The following is a 16475-nucleotide window of genomic DNA, read 5'->3' as shown; positions in this document are numbered from 1 at the left end:
GCTCCCAGTCTCATGCTGCCGAATTCTGGCTGTTTCAGTCTACGGGAGAGACCAACACCACGTTGTCAGGTTTCCCTGTCAGCGGATCGTCCGCGCAGACCAGTGGATGTGCCGAGGCTGCAACTGCTTCCGCCAGCGGGGATGCGAGGTCTCCCACCGGCTCCACCACGATTTCCACAAGTCCCAGCCATTCGGCCATGAGCTGGAGTTCGGCAGCAAGTTCGACGGCGGTATCTGCAGGCGCTTCCGGCTCGCCGTGGGCAGCCCTGACCAGGAGTCGGCCGTTGGCCCGGTCCGCTTTGAGGTCGACTCGGGCTACGATCGACTCCCGCAGCAGAAACGGCAACACGTAGTAGCCAAAGCGCCGTTTGGGGGCAGGGGTATAGATCTCGATGCGGTAGTGGAATCCAAAGAGCTCCTCGAGGCGGCGGCGTTCAAACACGAGTGAATCGAACGGACTCAGCAGCGCCCGCCCCTCAGCTTTGCGGGGGACCTTGGATTCAACGTGGCGGTATGTTTCCCGGTCCCAGCCCTGCACTGTGACCGGCTCCAGCCGCCCCGCATGAACAAGCCGCTGTACCGACGCTGCACCGGCCCTCACGGGAGTGCGGAAGTAATCGGCAAAACAGCGGATTGTTCCGACTCCATGGGCCCGGGCTGCGGCCTCGATGAGGCGGTCCATCGATCCGTCAGCATCGGTGGCCGGTAAGGGTTCGCCCTTGAAAACACGTGCTGTCAGGGTGTATTTCCGCTCGAACTGCGTGGTTCTCGACGCCGCGGAAACCCGACCCTCCTCGAACAAATGCTCGAGGACCCGTTTGACCACGTTCCAGTTCCATCCCCAGTTGTCACGGCCTTGGACCTCGTCATGGCCGAGTTTAGATGTGAGCTCCGCAGCAGTCATCGGCGGGCCGGAAGCCAAGGCGGCCATGATGCGTTGTTCCATTTCCAAACGCAGGGTCGGATCCATGCGATGTGCGCCAACCCAGAGGCGTTTTTGCCACAGCAACAAGTCCGGGAAGTGCTCCGGCCTGATGAAACTGGCCTCGTGCGCCCAGTACTCCATCATCTTCCGCGGAGACTTGCCCGCCATGGCCTGAAGGATCGCGGGGTTGTAATTACCCAGCCTGGAGAAAAAGGGAAGGTAATGACTTCTTGCCAAAACATTGACGGAGTCGATCTGGACCAAGTTCAACCGGGCAAAAGTCCGGCCCACCGCCCGTGCTGTTACGGGACCGGAGGGCCGGGCTTTTGAAAGTCCTTGGGCTGCCAATGCGATCCGCCTCGCCTGGGACAGGCTCAGCGAAGCGTTCATGGAAGTCCTTTCGTCAGGGCAACCGCACCTTACCTCGCGTTGGCGGCTTGGTCATCGGAACGGTACGCATGGATTTTTTCCTCGACCGGTTCCTCACCTGGCTCGCACGTCGAGTCAAGGGTAATCACACCATAGGTCCAACCGCTGCGCCGGTATACAACGGACGGAGCATTGGTTTCCTTGTCCAGGAACAGGTAGAAGTTGTGGCCCACGAGTTCCATGTTGTCCACCGCATCATCGAGTGTGAGGGACGCTGCGGGAAATACCTTCCTTCGGATGAGCACCGGGGAATCGCCTGCAGGGATATCGTTTTCGATCTCGTAGGGCGAGCGCTCATCTGACTCGGCGGCCGGTTCCTGGTGGTTGCTTGATTCGGCGTAGATGGGTTCGGTGGTGCTGGCAGGTTCAAGCGAAGCCGTTGCTTCCCTCACAGCCTTGGGCGTGTGGCGTCCGTGGTGCACCTTCTTCCTGTCCTTCGCGCGACGCAGCCGCTCCAGCAGCTTGTTGTAGGCGAGATCGAAGGCAGCAAATTTGTCAGCGGCTGTGGCCTCGGCACGGATTACGGGGCCCCGGCCCAGAACGGTCACTTCAACAGTGAGCTGGCCGGGTGTCTGACGCGGGTTGGTCTCCTTGGAAACCTTGGCGTCGACCCGCTGGACCTTGTCCCCAAGCGATTCAATCTTCGAGATCTTCTCGCCTGCGTATTCGCGAAAGCGGTCAGAAACTGTCAGATTTCGTCCGCTGATCATGAACTCCATGGTGCCCTCCAAATTACTCAGGTGACACGACAACGACGCTGTTTGGGGCCGGTCTGACGGACAGTCGAGCCCCTTTCCGAGCCGCTATCGACAGGTACATCTGTTCTTGGTACCCACAACCGACGTTAGTTCATCGGCACGAGTTATTCATCCTTTGGCAACTTATTTTTTGATTGCGTCTTAACCGTCTGCGCGGGCTCGTCTTCGGCTGGACGGGAGGCGTAGGCTGGTGGCCTCGTGGCCGCCAGGACAACCGCCCCGCAGACGACGCCTCCGGCCATCCGCACAGCCCTCGCCGCTTCGGCCAAGGTGGCGCCCGTGGTGAGGACATCATCGACTATCAGGCACCTGCGGCCCCGCAATTGCGCTTTCCAAAAGTACGACACCCGCATGGACCCCGCTACCCGTTTCGCCCTGGCCCCGCGGCCAAGGCCCTTTTGTCCCGTTGTTCTTCCCTGGCGTGAATCACCAGTGCCTGAACCACCAGTGATCGCGCCGACGGCACGGAACAGGAGTTCCATCACGGCCTGGCGCACGGATCCTCCGGCAAGCAGATTCATCTTCTTTCGCAAGGGGTTGCTCCCACGGCAATGTGGGAGCAACCGGCGTCGCCTGATGGTGGCGAGCAGGATGTACACAGGACTGAAGCCGCGTTTGCGGAATGCGCCGCCACTGCTTGGAACAGGAACGAGGCAAACGTCCGTTGCCGGACCGAGAGCAGCGCTTATGGCCTGGGCGAGGCAGGGTGCCAGCACTGCAGCAAGCCGCCATTGGCCAAGGTGCTTGAAAGACAACAACGCTTGGGCGAGTTCCTCCCTGTACAGGCCGGCAGCAACCACGCCTACTCTGGGTGTTCCGTCGACATCCACGAGGACGGGGGACTCCTGTTCGGCCCTGAACGGCGTTTTGCAAAGAGCCCGTAGCCGGCCTGCACAGGCACTGCACAAGACAGCGTCCTCCGCGCCGCAACAAACGCACTCCACTGGAACCAACAGGTTCAGCAGGGCAGTAAGCGTCCGCGATAGTTCCGCGAGTAAACGCAGGCCGGCACTGCGATACTGCCCGCGTCTTGGCGGATCACGGGGTTCCGCTGCATCAAGATCGGGATCATGGCGTCTGGAACCCCGTGTCACCGGGCGGGCCAAGGTCACCGAGGGGGCCAAGGCAACCGGGTCGGTCGGGCTGCCGAATCGTAATCCGGCAATGGTTGTCCCGTCCGCAGTTGGACGGGCGGGAGGCTGTTTCGGCATGTTCCAAGATTGCCCGGCAGCCACGGAGCCCGGAACGCGCTCTGGCAGTTATGTGGACAAGCAGCTTTGCGGAAACCCTGGGGGGCCGGCCGTGGCACCCCCGACTCATCACCCGGGGAAGGCCGGCTCCGTTGGCCCCTTCAGCTGCAGCTCCCAGCCGTTTCCGACACGCTGGAAAATACCTGCGGCGGACTGCCCGTAGATCTGCTCGGAACCATTGCCTGCACTGAGGCCGGTGAGACCGTCCCATGGTGCCAGTTGCTGGGGATCACCAGAGGAAAGGGACAGCAATTCCGGCACCACGGTGCCTGTGGCAGAGGACGCCATGACCGCCACCGTGGAACCGTTCACCCAAACGCCCTGGTCCGGGGACGAGCTGGTCAGGAGGGTAATCGGGGCTGTCAGGTCCTTGGGAGTTCCATCCGGGTTCCGGACGATACCTGCGACCTGGACGGCCGTTTTACCGTTGGCTTCAGAGATAACGAGAGCCCTGGTGCCTTCCCGGGACACCCTGAAATCCTTCACGGTCCGTCCGGACAACCAAACGGGCGAAACCGTCACGTTGGGAATGGCCATTCCGGGTGCAACCCCCGTCGGTTTGAACGCCACGACTTCCGTAGCCCCGCTTGCTCCCGGCCCGGCGGTCCATACCCAGTCGTGCGGACTGAACGATGGACCGGTGAGGGTACTCCGGGTGGTCAGCTGACGGGCGGGTTGGCCCGGCTCAATCGAATAAAGGGTTGTCCGGTCGCCGTTGAGGAAGGCGACTGTCTGGGAAACAGGTGACTCTGCCGGCGCATGTGGTCCGAGCCCTGCCACCGATTGGATATCCGGTAGCGGCGATACGCGATTGTTTTCGTAGCGGACCAGGTCACCGTTGTTCACGGCGATTTGCCTGGCAGGCACGCTCTTGTCCACCACCGGGGGCAGCACCGAGCCGTCGTCGTCAACCCGTACCAAATCCTGATCCGCGCGAAGCTGCACGTTGATCACATCAGGCTGGCTCCTGAAGGTCAGTGCCAGCTGGTTCTGCATCCGTTGCCGGTCCTCGGCCGAGGCATCGAAGAGTTCCTTGGCCGAGAGGTCCACCTGGGCCGCACCACTGACTACGGGGACGGACTCACGGGCGAGCTTCATGCCCGAAGGAAAAGCGCTGACAACGGCGCCACGAAGGTAGGGTGCCGGACCGGCCAGCAAGGCGCTGGTCATGGACTTAACCGTCTTCTTCTTGATGAACCACCGGTAATCAGGCACGGCATAGGTGAAAGTGGGGTCGTAGAAGTAGATCGGGTAGGCGCCGTAGATGACTTTGAAGGTCTCCTCTGGAATGGCAGTGCCGTCAGGGACCTTGGAGATGCGCCACTCCCCCTCCACTTGGTCCAGTGAAACCGGTATGGATTCCTTGGTCCCTGGTGGATATTGGGTGGCGATCCCGTCCGCGTCGACCGAATAGGCCAGGTCCAGTTCGTAGACATACTCGTTTTCGACGGCGGTCTTGACCACCTGCGCTTCGCGGAAAACGAGGGCTCGCTTGTCCGGCTTCCACGTCACCGACTGGGCTTGGGTCAGGTATTGCCTGGCAACCGGGTAGTCGTCCTCGTATCCGCTGCCTGCCATGTAGAAATCTTCGATGACAGCTTCAGGGCTTGCGCCCGCACGCGGAGCAGCGGGGAAGAACACCGGTGCGTTGGAGTTTCCTGCGCTCTCGTCCTTGCTCTTGCCCACGGGGCCGGACCTCGGGATCTGGGCGCAGGCCGAAAGGAGGACCATCACCACAGCAAGCAGCGCGACCAACGCACGCAAACGGGGAACGTGGACCCTCATCCCGCACCTCCGTCGCGGGTCTCCGGCGAGGTATCCAATGTTTGCCCGGTATCTGCGGATTCAAGGGCTTTGCGGGACTCGGCGGCCGCGGGGCGTTCGCTCCCCGTGCCAAGGACAAGCATCTGCCGTTCATTACCCGTACCCGGCAAGGCCAACTCGGCGGGCTCCAACTGCAGCGGCGATTTGAGGATGCTCCCGCCCTGCCGCAGCGGCAGCGTCAGGCGGAAGTTGGACCCGACGCCTTTGCGCCCCCATGCCTGCAGCCAGCCGTTGTGGAGCTTGGTGTCCTCGGCCGCGATGGACAGTCCAAGCCCACTGCCGCCTGTGGTTCGGGCGCGGGCAGGATCCGCGCGCCAGAACCGGTCGAACACACGCGCCGCTTCCGCGGGGCTCATCCCGATTCCGTAATCCCTGACGGCTACGGCAACGGAATCCTGGTTTGCTGCGACCGAGATATGGATGGGTTTCCCTTCCCCGTGCTCCAAGGCGTTCAGCACCAGGTTCCGCAGGATGCGCTCGATCCGCCGGGAATCCATTTCAACGATGATGCTCTTTTCCCGCGCATTCAGCCGGACTTCCGAGCCGTACTCGGCGGCCACCGGCGCGGCGCTGTCCATGACCTGCGCAAGCACTTGGAAGATGTCCTGCGGCTCGGCGTCGAGAACCGCAGCGCCGGCATCAAACCGCGAAATTTCCAGCAGATCCGACAACAGCGACTGGAAGCGCTCCACTTGGTTGTACAGGAGCTCTGCGGATCTCTTGTTCATGGGATCGAAGTCATCACGGGCATCGAACAGGACTTCGGCGGCCATCCGTACCGTGGTCAAGGGAGTCCGGAGCTCATGGGAGACATCGGAAACGAAGCGCTGCTGCATCTGGGAGAGCGTGGCTAGCTGGGTGATCTGCTCCTGGAGGCTGGCCGCCATGTGGTTGAAGGACGCCCCCAGACGAGCCACTTCGTCTTCTCCCTTGACCACCATGCGTTCCTGGAGCTGGCCTGCGGCCAGTTTCTCGGAAACGACGGCGGCGTGGCTGACCGGACTCACGACGTTCCGGGTTACGTACCAGGCGATGGCACCGATCATGAGAACCAGCGCTGCGCCGCCCGCCCACAACACGTTCTGGATCTCATCCAGCGTTTTCTGCGCGGTATTGAGGTCGTAGATGAGGTAGAGCTCGTACATGGTGCCGTTGAAGGTCACCTTGTTTCCCACGGCAATTCCGGGGCGGTCTTCGTTGCCCACGGGGAACTGCATGGAAGCCCAGAACTGTTGCTTTCCGCCGTCCTGGACAGCTTTGCGGAGTTCGGGCGGGATCACCCGGACCGTGAGCTGGTCCGATGCCCGGGACTCGACCCAACGGTTGCGGGGTTTGGTTTGTTCGGGCACCGCTTCGAAGACGTAGCGCCGTTGGATGACCGAGCCACGTCCTTCCACAGCCGTCAAAGTGTCATAGACCAGCGTGATGACGCTCGACTGGTCGGTGACCTGCGCGCCGTCGAACGTGTCCTGGACTTGCTTGACGTTGTAACGGGACTCGGATTCGGCCTGCGCCAGCCGTTCCTGGAAAAGGTTGTTGGCGATCTGGTTGGAAAGGTACGCGCCAACAATGGCGAAGGAAGTAATGGCCAGCAAGAGGGTGGTCAGGACAGTCCTGAACTCCAGCGACCGGCGCCACCGCTTGAGCAGGGATCGCCAGATGAAGCGCAGGCCCGGCCTGATGTGGCGCACGCCGACGACAACCAGTCGCGATACCCGCAGAACCAAGATCAATCCGCGCCTGGTCCAAATCCGGGCGCGCGACATCAACCAACGGAGCCTGTCGGCCGACCGTTGGGGTGTCGGGGAGGTCCTTGCCGGCGTCTGGACGTCCGGGGCCCGTGTCACACTCCCGGCTGTATCAGGACTTGCGGCACCCTGCTCCGCTTGTTCCTTCCCCGTCCTGCCGGCGGGTGACTCAGGAACCTGCTTTATATCCGACACCACGCACCGTCAATACGACCTCCGGCGCTTCCGGATCCCGTTCAATCTTGGAGCGGAGCCGCTGGACATGGACGTTCACCAAGCGGGTGTCCGCCGCATGGCGGTAGCCCCAGACCTGCTCAAGCAGCAATTCCCGGGTGAACACCTGCCACGGTTTGCGGGCCAGCGCCACAAGGAGATCGAACTCGAGCGGAGTCAGCGAAATGCGCTCTCCCCCGCGGGTAACCATGTGACCCGCGACGTCGATGGTGACATCGGCGATCCGCAGCGTCTCGGGGGCTTTCTGCTCCCCCGGGCGGAGGCGGGCCCTGACGCGGGCAACAAGTTCGGCAGGTTTGAACGGCTTGGGAACGTAATCGTCCGCTCCCGATTCAAGGCCCCGGACGACGTCGGAGGTATCCGACTTGGCGGTGAGCATGACAATCGGCACATCCGACTCGCCGCGAATTTGCCTGCACACCTCGATACCGTCGGACCCCGGAAGCATGAGGTCGAGGAGCACCAGGTCCGGCTTTGACGAGCGAAACACATCGAGGGCCTGGCCGCCGTCTGCGCAGAAGACAGGCTCGAAGCCGTCATTTCGCAGGACGATGCCAATCATTTCCGCGAGCGCTTCGTCGTCGTCAACTACCAGAATGCGTGCCTTCATAGTTATATATTCCCTTATCGACAAGCCTTTGTCCTGTTGGCCGGGGCGCACGGCATGGCGTCCCACAGGGCCCTTCCACCGTACTGCACGGCAGGCAAGGGGGCATTCCGGACGCATCGGAAACAGAGGCTATGACCCTCGGCACACGGGACTATAGGCTGGGGTCGAAGGTCCGTTGGGGGACGTCGAAGATCGGCGGGCCGGGTCTGATGGGGAGGAATTCGTGTCACAACCAGAGCACGGCCAGCGGCCGGACGGCGGCACCCAGCCAAACTGGGGAGGCCAGCCGCAGTGGGGCGGCCAACCGGCGTGGCCGCTACCCCCCGCCCCGCCTCCTCCATGGCAAGGCCATGGACCTGCCGGATGGCAAGGGGGCCCCTTCCACGCACAACCGGTTTACGTGGCTCCGCCCAAGCCCGGCATCATTCCCCTGCGGCCCCTGCAGTTCGGCGAGATCCTCGACGGCGCCTTCCAGACCATCCGCCGCAATGCCGCAGCCATGGTGGGGTCCGCACTGATCTTCCAGGCAGTAAGCCAGGTGCTGCTGGGCTTCGTCTCGGTGGCGATGCTGCAAACCGCAGAGTCGTTGGACTCGGTCCAGTCACGGGCCGAACTGAATGTCATCATGGGCCCCCTGCTGGGGCTGATGGCCGGCACCTTGGGCATCGCAGTCCTGACCGGGTTTCTTGGCTCAGTGCTGCAGGGGGTCCTGGTGGTCCCTGTTTCCCGCTCCGTCCTCAACAGGCGGACAGGATTCAAGCAGATGTGGAAACTGGCAGCCGGGCGGATGTGGCGACTGCTGGGCGCGGCCTCACTGTTGACCTTCGGAGGTCTCCTCGCAATAGGGGCTGTGGTTGGCATAGCAGTGGTACTGCTGATGAGCATGGGTCCGATCGCGTTTGCGATAGTCGCACCACTATGGCTCGGAGCCCTGGCGGCCTACCTTTGGATCGCGTTGAAACTCATGTTCGCGCCGGCGGCGATCGTGGTTGAACGCCTGGGAATCTATGACGGCCTGCTTCGCTCGTGGCAACTGACAAAGAACAGTTGGTGGCGGATATTCGGCATCACACTGGTGGTCAACCTCATGGTGGGCATCATCGCCAACGTCGTACAGATCCCGGTCTCGTTGGCCGCCGGCGGCATCGGATCCTTCGTTTCACCCCATGCTGACCTGGCATCCAACAGCTCGGCACTTCTTTTGACCACTGTCATCTCCACAGTGGTGGGGGTCCTGGTGGGATCTGTGACCTTTTCCTTCCAGACCTCCGTCTCGGCTCTGATCTACATGGATCTTCGGATGCGGCGTGACGGCTTGGACGTCGAACTGATGCGTTTGATGGAAACGGGCGGGGATGCCGACGGCGTGCCGGGCGCACCTTCCGGAACTGCCGGAGTTGGCCCGTGGCCCCTTCACGGCCCACCCTGGCCATCCGATGGCGGCCAGCAGCCCGGTCCGCAGCAGCGTGGACCGTGGCCACAAGCATGACGGCACTGATTCACCACGGCTTACCGCTTCTTGCCGGGCTTGAACCACCGGTGCTCCCCGATCGGGACGAAGCCCGTCGTTGGGCGGCCGAGGAACTTTCCAAAAGCAAATATCCGGACGCTGAGCCGGGTTGGCTCGACCAGGCGTGGCGTGACGTCCTTGAGTGGCTCAACTCGCTCGGAGGCGACGGCGGCACCGGAAACGGTACCGCCGTTTCAATCATCATCGCCCTCGCCGTGGTCATCATCGTCACGGCAATCGTCCTCGTGCGCCCCAGGCTGAACGCCAGGCGCAAAGCGGCCTCGCCGGGCGTTTACGGCAAGGAGCCCGTTGTCGATTCCGCCACTTACCGGCAACGCGCCAAGGCGGCGGCCGACGACGGCGACTGGCCCGGCGCCGTCGTCGACCAGTTCCGTGCCGTGGTCCGGGCGGCGGAGGAGCGGGACATCCTGGATGCGAGGGCGGGCAGGACCGCTGATGAGGCCGCCCTCCAATTGGGCCAGGCGTTCGCGGGCGTCGGCGATCGGCTCTCTGAGGCCGCGCGGATCTTTGATGCCGTCCTCTATGGCGACCAGTCCGCGGGAGAACCGGAATTCGAGGCGATACGCCGCTTGGATTCGGACCTGCTCGCCGTGGCCCCCTCATTCGCAGCCCCCGCGGGCCGGGGATTCGCGGTTCCCCGATGACCACCACAAGCACCGCCTCTCCCCTGAGCGGCACCACCGGGAAAAAGGGATCCTGGCTCCGACGCAATACGGGCTGGATCGGCTTTGCCCTGCTGCTGGCGGCCCTGGTGACGTACGTGCTTGTGGACCGGCAGGCAGCCACCGGGGATAACAAGCCGTTGTCTCCCAACAACCCTTCCCCCAACGGGGCAATGGCCGTGGCGACCATCCTGGAGGAGCACGGCGTTACGGTCACCAGCACCGACAACCTGGCTTCGGCGCAGGAGGCGCTGGACAAACACAGCGATTCGACCCTGTTTCTCTACGACGCCCGGGGGTTCCTGGGAAGTGAGCAACTGGCGGAGCTGAAGGATTCCGCGGCACGAATTGTGGTGGTGGCTCCGCGATTCGGCACCCTGCGCACTCTGGCCCCGGACATCCGCCCGAGCGGCGTCGTTCCCGGTTCCGTGCGCTTGCTGGAGCCGGAGTGTTCCAATCCCGACGCCCGTGCGGCCGGTGCGGTAAAGGCTGAGGGTACGGTCTTTACGGGTCCGGATGTCTGCTATCCGGTACGCCCCGATGGTCCGGGACTCGTGGCGGCGTCCGGGGACAAGCGCGTCATCGTGCTCGGAAGCACGGGATTGCTGGATAACGAACATCTGGTGGATGAAGGAAATGCAGCCCTCTCCATCCGTACCCTCGGAAGCAACGGCCATCTGGTCTGGTACCTGCCCGGAATCGCGGACATCGCGCCGGACAAGTCAACACCAACACTTGGACAGCTTGCCCCGCCGTGGGTGGGAGTAGCGGGGCCGTGGCTCGCCCTCGTGGCCATCCTTGCAATTGCCTGGCGCGGCCGCCGGCTGGGACCGCTGGCACATGAGCCGATGCCGGTGGTGGTCAAAGCCGCCGAGACGGCAGAGGGCCGTGCCCGGCTTTACCAGGACTCACGGGCAGTGGAAAGGGCCGCGGACAATCTGCGCGCGGGCGCTCTGTCCCGCCTTGCAAAGCACTTCAACCTCGGAGCCGGGGCTTCTGCGGACGCCGTCGTGGAGGCGCTGGAGAGGCACCTGGGGCGTCCGGTTCCCGAACTCAGGTCAACCGCATTGGACTCCCATCCGCGGTCCGAACAACAACTGGTCCTCTGGGCCCAAGAGATTGACCGAATCGAACAGGAGGCGATAGCCCAATGACCAGCAACACCGGAACGAGCAACCCCTACAGCGGAGGCGCTACGGCCGAAGGCAGCGATCCCGGCGTTCAAGGCGTTCAAGTGGGCTACGCGGAGCACTCCAACGGAAGCATGGACCCGGCCCGGCAGTCCTTGCTGAACGTGCGCCAGGAGGTAGCCAAGGCCGTAGTAGGCCAGGATCCGACTGTCACGGGGATGCTGATAGCGCTTCTGTGCGGCGGACATGTCCTGCTTGAGGGCGTACCGGGGGTCGCCAAAACCCTGCTTGTCCGGTCCCTCTCGACCGCCCTCAGCCTGGACACCAAGCGCGTCCAGTTCACCCCCGACCTCATGCCCGGCGATGTCACGGGCTCCCTGGTATACGACTCCCACTCCTCTGAGTTCACCTTCAGGGAAGGCCCGGTGTTCACGAATATCCTGCTCGCGGACGAAATCAACCGGACGCCACCAAAAACCCAAGCTTCCCTGCTGGAGGCGATGGAAGAACGGCAGGTATCGGTGGATGGTGAATCACGGCCGCTTCCCGAGCCGTTCATCGTGGCAGCAACGCAAAACCCGGTTGAATACGAGGGAACATACCCACTGCCCGAAGCGCAGCTGGACCGCTTTCTCTTGAAACTCACCATGCCGTTGCCCGGCCGGGCAGAAGAAATCGAAGTGATCAGGCGCCACGCTGCCGGATTCGATCCCCGCGACCTCGCCGGCGCGGGTGTCCGGCCTGTTGCCGGCGCGGCAGAGTTGGCCGGCGCACGTTCGGCAGTGGCCCAAACATCCGTGGCACCGGAGATCCTTGCATACATCGTGGACATTGTCCGCGCCACCCGCTCGGCCCCCTCGTTCCAGCTTGGTGTCTCGCCACGTGGCGCCACGGCCCTGCTCAACACCTCCAAGGCATGGGCATGGTTGTCCGGACGTTCGTTCGTTACTCCGGACGATGTCAAGGCGCTTGCCTTGCCATGCCTCCGGCACCGGGTGGGGCTCCGCCCGGAGGCACAGATGGACGGAATCAATGTTGATCATGTCCTGGGCAGCATATTGGCCTCGGTGCCGGTGCCGCGATGAGGGAACTTCATGGGCTGTCCTGTGCTGCCCAGCCCCAGGGCAGGGCGTCCTGAATGGCAATCACCGGGCGTTTCGTCCTTCTTGCCTTCGCTGCATTGGCACCCCTGGTCCTGTTTCCCGCGTGGGCCACGGTGGCGTTGGTGGCGGCAGCTTTGTTGCTCCTTGTGGTCCTCGACCTGGTCCTGGCTGCATCCCCGGCCAAGACGGAACTTGAGCGCGTGCAGCCGGGCAACGTCACACTGGGAGGCGGAGCGGAGGCTGCCATCGTCGTGGCCAACGGCGAACAGCGGAAGCTGCGGGCTGTGATCCGCGATGCCTGGCAGCCTTCGGCCGGTGCGGTGAACCCAGTCCAGTCAGTGACCGTCCCGGCGGGCGAGCGACGCCGGATGACCGTGTCCCTCAGGCCTCGCCGCCGCGGGGACCTGGGTACCCAGCAAGTCACGATCCGTTCCTACGGGCCCTTGAAGCTGGCGGCCCGGCAGCGAACCAGACCCTTGCCGGGAAGGCTGCGGGTACTTCCGCCGTTTCATTCCAAGCGTCATCTCCCCTCTAAATTGCGCAAGCTTCGCGAGCTGGACGGTAAGGCGGCCGTACAGATCCGCGGCGCCGGAACAGAGTTCGACTCGCTCCGTGACTATGTCCGCGGCGATGACGTCCGCTCCATCGACTGGCGGGCGACCGCCCGGCGCACGTCCGTGGTGGTCCGGACGTGGCGTCCGGAAAGGGACAGGCGAGTGGTGATCGTGCTGGACACCTCCCGGACCGCCGCCGCCCGGATCGAGGACGAGCCTCGGCTGGACACAGGCATCGAGGCCGCGCTTCTGTTGGCTGTCCTTGCCGAACGCGGCGGTGACAGGGTGGACTTCCTGGCTTACGACAGACGGCTGAGGGCAAGGGTGGAGTCGGCGTCGAAAGGCAATCTCCTTGGCCAGTTGGTCCAGGCCATGGCGCCGCTGGACGCTGAACTCATCGAACTGGACTGGACCCAGATCCCGGCCCAAGTGCGCGGAGTGTCCGCCCACCGCTCGCTTGTGGTGATTCTGACGGCGCTCGACGGCGGTGCTCCCGAAGAAGGGCTCCTCCCCATGGTCGCGCAGCTGGCAGCCCAGCACCTTGTGGTTGTCGCCTCCGTTCGTGACCCCCTCCTTGAAGCAATGAAGGAGGAACGGTCGTCTGCAAGCGAAGTGTTCCGGGCGGCCGCGGCTGAACGTGCCCTGCTTGAACGAGCATCGGTGACCGCCCGGCTGCGCCAACTCGGTGCCGAGGTGGTGGACGCGGATCCGCTGGAACTTCCTCCACAACTGGCAGACACCTACATCCGGCTCAAGGCCGCCGGGCGACTCTAGAAGGGGCTCAGACCATGACAGAAGCTGTATATAAACTTGCCCTCGGCGATGAGTACAACCGGCTGGCCCCGGAACTTCGGGACTATTTCGCCCTTGCGCCTGGCTCCGGGATGTACGGAATCGGCCAGGGCGTTTTCGACGTCGTGGGCTGCAGGCAAAAGTGGCTGCGGCCATTGCTTGCCCTCACGGGACACGAGCAGGCCTTCTTTCCCGAGTACGGGGAAGGAATTGCGTTCCGCATCGAGAACCACGCCCACATCGACCCCTTCGGCCGTCCGGCCCTGACCGCTCGCAGGGAGATTTATTTTCCGTCAGGTACACGGTTGTTCCACGATACGACCAGTGCCATTCCCGTGTCCGGCGGCGGACACCGCCTCGTGGATCATCTGGGACGCTACCGGCGCCTGGTCACCGATCTCGAAGTCAGCGTCACACCGGAAGGACGGCTGCGAGGCGTGTCCAAGGCCAGCAGGTTGTTCCTCGGACCACTGCGTCTTCCCCTGCCTGCGGCACTCGATGCAAAAGCGTACGCCGAGCAGTGGTGGGACGAAGCCGAAGGCAAACACCGGATACAAGTAAAAGTGATCCAACCACAGCTGGGCTTGGTGCTGGTCTATGCCGGTCGCTTCGATTACCGCCTGGCCCCGTACCTTGCCGGGACCGGCGCCGGTCTCCCCCGCTATGCCGGGCCCGACCGGTGGGAGGAGAGGGTCTAGCCTTGGGCCAACTGGTCCAGGCCGTCGGCAACATGTGTCAGTTTGGTGAGAGCCGCCTTGGCCTCCGCAGGCACCATGGTGTCCAGGCCACCCGACGGCGTCACGCGCAACGATGAGAGGGAGGCCGCTGGAAGACCCAGTTGACGCCATGGACGCCAAATGTTCTCCACAATTGCGGCCGTCCTGGGCAGCGGTGTTTCCGTAGGAAGGGCCCCGGCCCACACGCTTTTGCCGGCCTCGACGGCTGCGGCCAATTGCTCCCACTGCCGCGTGGTCAGCGCTTTGAGGGGAACCGCGACCCCGTCTGCTCCCGCCGAGAGGATGCGTTCGATCGGTGCTTCAATTTCCGGCACTGCGATGACGGTTTCCACCGCGCCGGCTTCCTTCAGGGCCTCCAGCACAAGCCGCCAAGCTGAGGTGACTTCCTCACGCGGTACCGACCTCAGGGTACGGTAACCACTCGCCGTCGGAATGGTTCCGGCCATGACCGCGGCGACGTCCGGCTCGTCGAGTTGCACCACGATGTCCGCTCCGGGAACCGCTGCCCGCACCCGGTGCAGATGCTCGGATACCCCTGCGGCGAGCGATCCGGCGATGTCGCGGCGGGCGCCGTAGTCAAGCAGCGCCCGCTCTCCGTTGTGGAGGTACAAACCGGCGGCCAGGCTCATGGGTCCCATCAGCCGAATCTTCAGTTCCTTGGCCGGGACGTCCTCGGCGCCTGCCACATCGGCAAGGACGTTGATGTCCGAGGCCAACAGCGAGCGTGCCCGTTGAAGGTCCTTGCCTGGACGGTCAACCAACCGCCAGCCGTGGGGCTGGACATCGATTGCCAGTTCCACCAGCAAACTCCCCGTCCGTCCAACAGGATCCGATCCGACTCCACGGTCCGGAAGCTCCGGCAGGAAGGGCACATGCGGATCGCCCAGTTCGCCGCGGATGGTCCGGATTGCCTCCGCAGTGTCCCGGCCCGGCCAGCTTCCCAACCCTGTGGCACTGGCGCGAAGACGTCTTTCTGCCATGGCTACGCCTGGTGGTTGGAGATCTGGTGGTTTTCGGCGATGGCCTCGTGATGCCGGATGACTTCGCTGATGATGAAGTTCAAAAACTTCTCCGCGAAGGCCGGATCAAGGTGTGCATCCTCGGCGAGCCTCCGGAGCCGGGCGATCTGCGCGGCTTCCCGCCCGGGATCGCCTGCCGGCAGTTTGTGGGTGGCTTTGAGGACCCCCACCTTCTGGGTGGCCTTGAAACGTTCGGCCAGGAGAAACACCAAAGTGGCGTCGATGTTGTCGATGCTGGAACGGATGGAGAGCAATTCGTCCATGATTCCGCGGTCCACTTGGCCTGACAGTGAACTGGCTGCCGGGTCGAAGGATTCGGTGTCATCGGGAATGGCGTTGCTCTGCTCGGTCATGGTTTCCAGTCTAGGGTGTCCGGCAGGAGCTCCCGCTGTTGTTACCTGTGGCGCGGACTCGGCCGCCACTGGGCCGGCAAAGCGTGTCGCGGGGGACGGATCAGGTGCAAAATGGTCACCACCAACGACGGTCCGGCAAAGGAGCCCGCATGAAAATCGCTGTTCTCGGAACAGGCCGGGTGGGGCACGCCCTGGCCGGAAAGTTTGTGTCCTTGGGACATGAGGTCACCATGGGATCCCGCGTCACAGGAAATCCCAAAGGAGCCGAGTGGGCCGAAAACGCCGGCGGACTCGCACGCGCAGGTTCGTTCGCCGAGGCTGCAGCAGCCGCGGAACTGGTTGTGAACGCAACTCCTGGGAGGGTCAGCCTGGCTGCCCTCGCCGAAGCCGGCCAAGCCAACCTTGACGGCAAGATCCTGGTGGATGTCTCCAACCCGCTGGACAGCTCCCACGGATTCCCGCCAACACTGACGGTCTGCAATACGGACAGCATCGCCGAGACCATCCAGCGCACCTATCCGCAGGTCCGTGTGGTCAAAGCACTGAACACCATGAGCGCCCCGGTCATGGTTGAACCCGGACGTTTGCACGGATCCCACGATCTCTTCATGGCCGGCAATGATGCCGAAGCAAAGGCAACCGTTTCCGGCCTGCTGCAGGAGTTCGGCTGGGCGCAGGAGCACATCCGGGACCTGGGCAACCTTGATGCGGCGCGGGGGATGGAGATGTGGCTTCCCCTGTGGCTGCGCATTTTCATGCAACAACCACAGGGGAAGATGTTCAACATCGGCATCGTGTCCGAATAGTACGAGGGCA

At 63.5% G+C, this 16475-nt stretch carries 15 protein-coding genes; 7 read left to right on the top strand and 8 right to left on the bottom strand.

Annotated features, from left to right (window positions below):
- Nucleotides 1-34: 34 nt before the first annotated feature.
- The 6 genes from ACIPY2_RS01715 to mtrA form a co-directional block, all read right to left on the bottom strand.
- Nucleotides 35-1315 (bottom strand): winged helix-turn-helix domain-containing protein, encoded by a 1281-nt coding sequence (locus ACIPY2_RS01715; protein ID WP_400264665.1) that lies wholly within the window; start codon nucleotides 1313-1315, stop codon nucleotides 35-37.
- 29 nt (nucleotides 1316-1344) lie between these two features.
- Nucleotides 1345-2073 carry a ribosome hibernation-promoting factor, HPF/YfiA family gene (hpf, locus tag ACIPY2_RS01710; protein ID WP_400264664.1) on the bottom strand — a complete coding sequence of 243 codons (729 nt, stop codon included), beginning with the start codon at nucleotides 2071-2073 and terminating at the stop codon, nucleotides 1345-1347.
- A 143-nt stretch (nucleotides 2074-2216) separates the two neighbouring features.
- On the bottom strand, nucleotides 2217-2942 hold the full coding sequence (locus ACIPY2_RS01705) for a ComF family protein (protein WP_400264663.1): 726 nt from the start codon (nucleotides 2940-2942) through the stop codon (nucleotides 2217-2219).
- A 489-nt stretch (nucleotides 2943-3431) separates the two neighbouring features.
- A complete protein-coding gene (locus ACIPY2_RS01700; protein WP_400264662.1) occupies nucleotides 3432-5147 on the bottom strand; it encodes an LpqB family beta-propeller domain-containing protein in 1716 nt (571 codons plus the stop codon).
- Nucleotides 5144-7132, bottom strand: coding sequence for an MtrAB system histidine kinase MtrB (gene mtrB, locus ACIPY2_RS01695; RefSeq protein ID WP_400264661.1), 1989 nt, complete (start codon nucleotides 7130-7132; stop codon nucleotides 5144-5146). The genes ACIPY2_RS01700 and mtrB overlap by 4 nt, the downstream gene beginning before the upstream one ends.
- Nucleotides 7104-7778, bottom strand: coding sequence for an MtrAB system response regulator MtrA (gene mtrA / locus ACIPY2_RS01690; protein ID WP_021471864.1), 675 nt, complete (start codon nucleotides 7776-7778; stop codon nucleotides 7104-7106). Before mtrA ends, mtrB begins: the two co-directional genes overlap by 29 nt.
- A 400-nt stretch (nucleotides 7779-8178) precedes the next feature.
- Between mtrA and ACIPY2_RS01685 the strand changes: the two genes are divergently transcribed.
- From ACIPY2_RS01685 to ACIPY2_RS01660, 6 genes are all read left to right on the top strand, one after another.
- Nucleotides 8179-9267 carry a glycerophosphoryl diester phosphodiesterase membrane domain-containing protein gene (locus ACIPY2_RS01685; protein ID WP_400264660.1) on the top strand — a complete coding sequence of 363 codons (1089 nt, stop codon included), beginning with the start codon at nucleotides 8179-8181 and terminating at the stop codon, nucleotides 9265-9267.
- Entirely contained in the window at nucleotides 9264-9953 is a 690-nt protein-coding gene (locus ACIPY2_RS01680) for a DUF4129 domain-containing protein (protein WP_400264659.1), read from the top strand. Before ACIPY2_RS01685 ends, ACIPY2_RS01680 begins: the two co-directional genes overlap by 4 nt.
- The gene (locus ACIPY2_RS01675; RefSeq protein WP_400264658.1) at nucleotides 9950-11125 is read left to right on the top strand and encodes a DUF4350 domain-containing protein; all 1176 of its coding nucleotides are present in this window, start codon (nucleotides 9950-9952) and stop codon (nucleotides 11123-11125) included. The genes ACIPY2_RS01680 and ACIPY2_RS01675 overlap by 4 nt, the downstream gene beginning before the upstream one ends.
- Before the next feature lie 110 nt (nucleotides 11126-11235).
- A complete protein-coding gene (locus ACIPY2_RS01670; RefSeq protein ID WP_400265090.1) occupies nucleotides 11236-12186 on the top strand; it encodes an AAA family ATPase in 951 nt (316 codons plus the stop codon).
- Between the two features lie 53 nt (nucleotides 12187-12239).
- Nucleotides 12240-13532, top strand: a complete 1293-nt coding sequence (locus ACIPY2_RS01665; RefSeq protein ID WP_400264657.1) for a DUF58 domain-containing protein — start codon at nucleotides 12240-12242, stop codon at nucleotides 13530-13532.
- A 14-nt stretch (nucleotides 13533-13546) separates the two neighbouring features.
- Nucleotides 13547-14248 carry a DUF4166 domain-containing protein gene (locus ACIPY2_RS01660; protein ID WP_400264656.1) on the top strand — a complete coding sequence of 234 codons (702 nt, stop codon included), beginning with the start codon at nucleotides 13547-13549 and terminating at the stop codon, nucleotides 14246-14248.
- Here the strand turns inward: ACIPY2_RS01660 and ACIPY2_RS01655 are convergent.
- Together ACIPY2_RS01655 and ACIPY2_RS01650 are read right to left on the bottom strand one after the other, a co-directional pair.
- The gene (locus ACIPY2_RS01655; RefSeq protein ID WP_400264655.1) at nucleotides 14245-15267 is read right to left on the bottom strand and encodes a hypothetical protein; all 1023 of its coding nucleotides are present in this window, start codon (nucleotides 15265-15267) and stop codon (nucleotides 14245-14247) included. The genes ACIPY2_RS01660 and ACIPY2_RS01655 overlap by 4 nt on opposite strands.
- 2 nt (nucleotides 15268-15269) lie before the next feature.
- Nucleotides 15270-15659: a chorismate mutase gene (locus ACIPY2_RS01650; RefSeq protein ID WP_400264654.1), complete on the bottom strand. Its 390-nt coding sequence runs from the start codon at nucleotides 15657-15659 to the stop codon at nucleotides 15270-15272.
- A 149-nt stretch (nucleotides 15660-15808) separates the two neighbouring features.
- On the opposite strand from ACIPY2_RS01650, the gene ACIPY2_RS01645 reads away from it, so the two are divergent.
- Complete coding sequence (locus ACIPY2_RS01645) at nucleotides 15809-16465, top strand: NADPH-dependent F420 reductase (protein ID WP_400264653.1); 657 nt, start codon at nucleotides 15809-15811, stop codon at nucleotides 16463-16465.
- Nucleotides 16466-16475: the final 10 nt, after the last annotated feature.

The sequence above is a fragment of the Paenarthrobacter sp. NPDC089675 genome (assembly GCF_044749185.1).
Classification (GTDB): Bacteria; Actinomycetota; Actinomycetes; order Actinomycetales; family Micrococcaceae; genus Arthrobacter.
This window is presented reverse-complemented; position numbering and strand designations above follow the sequence as displayed.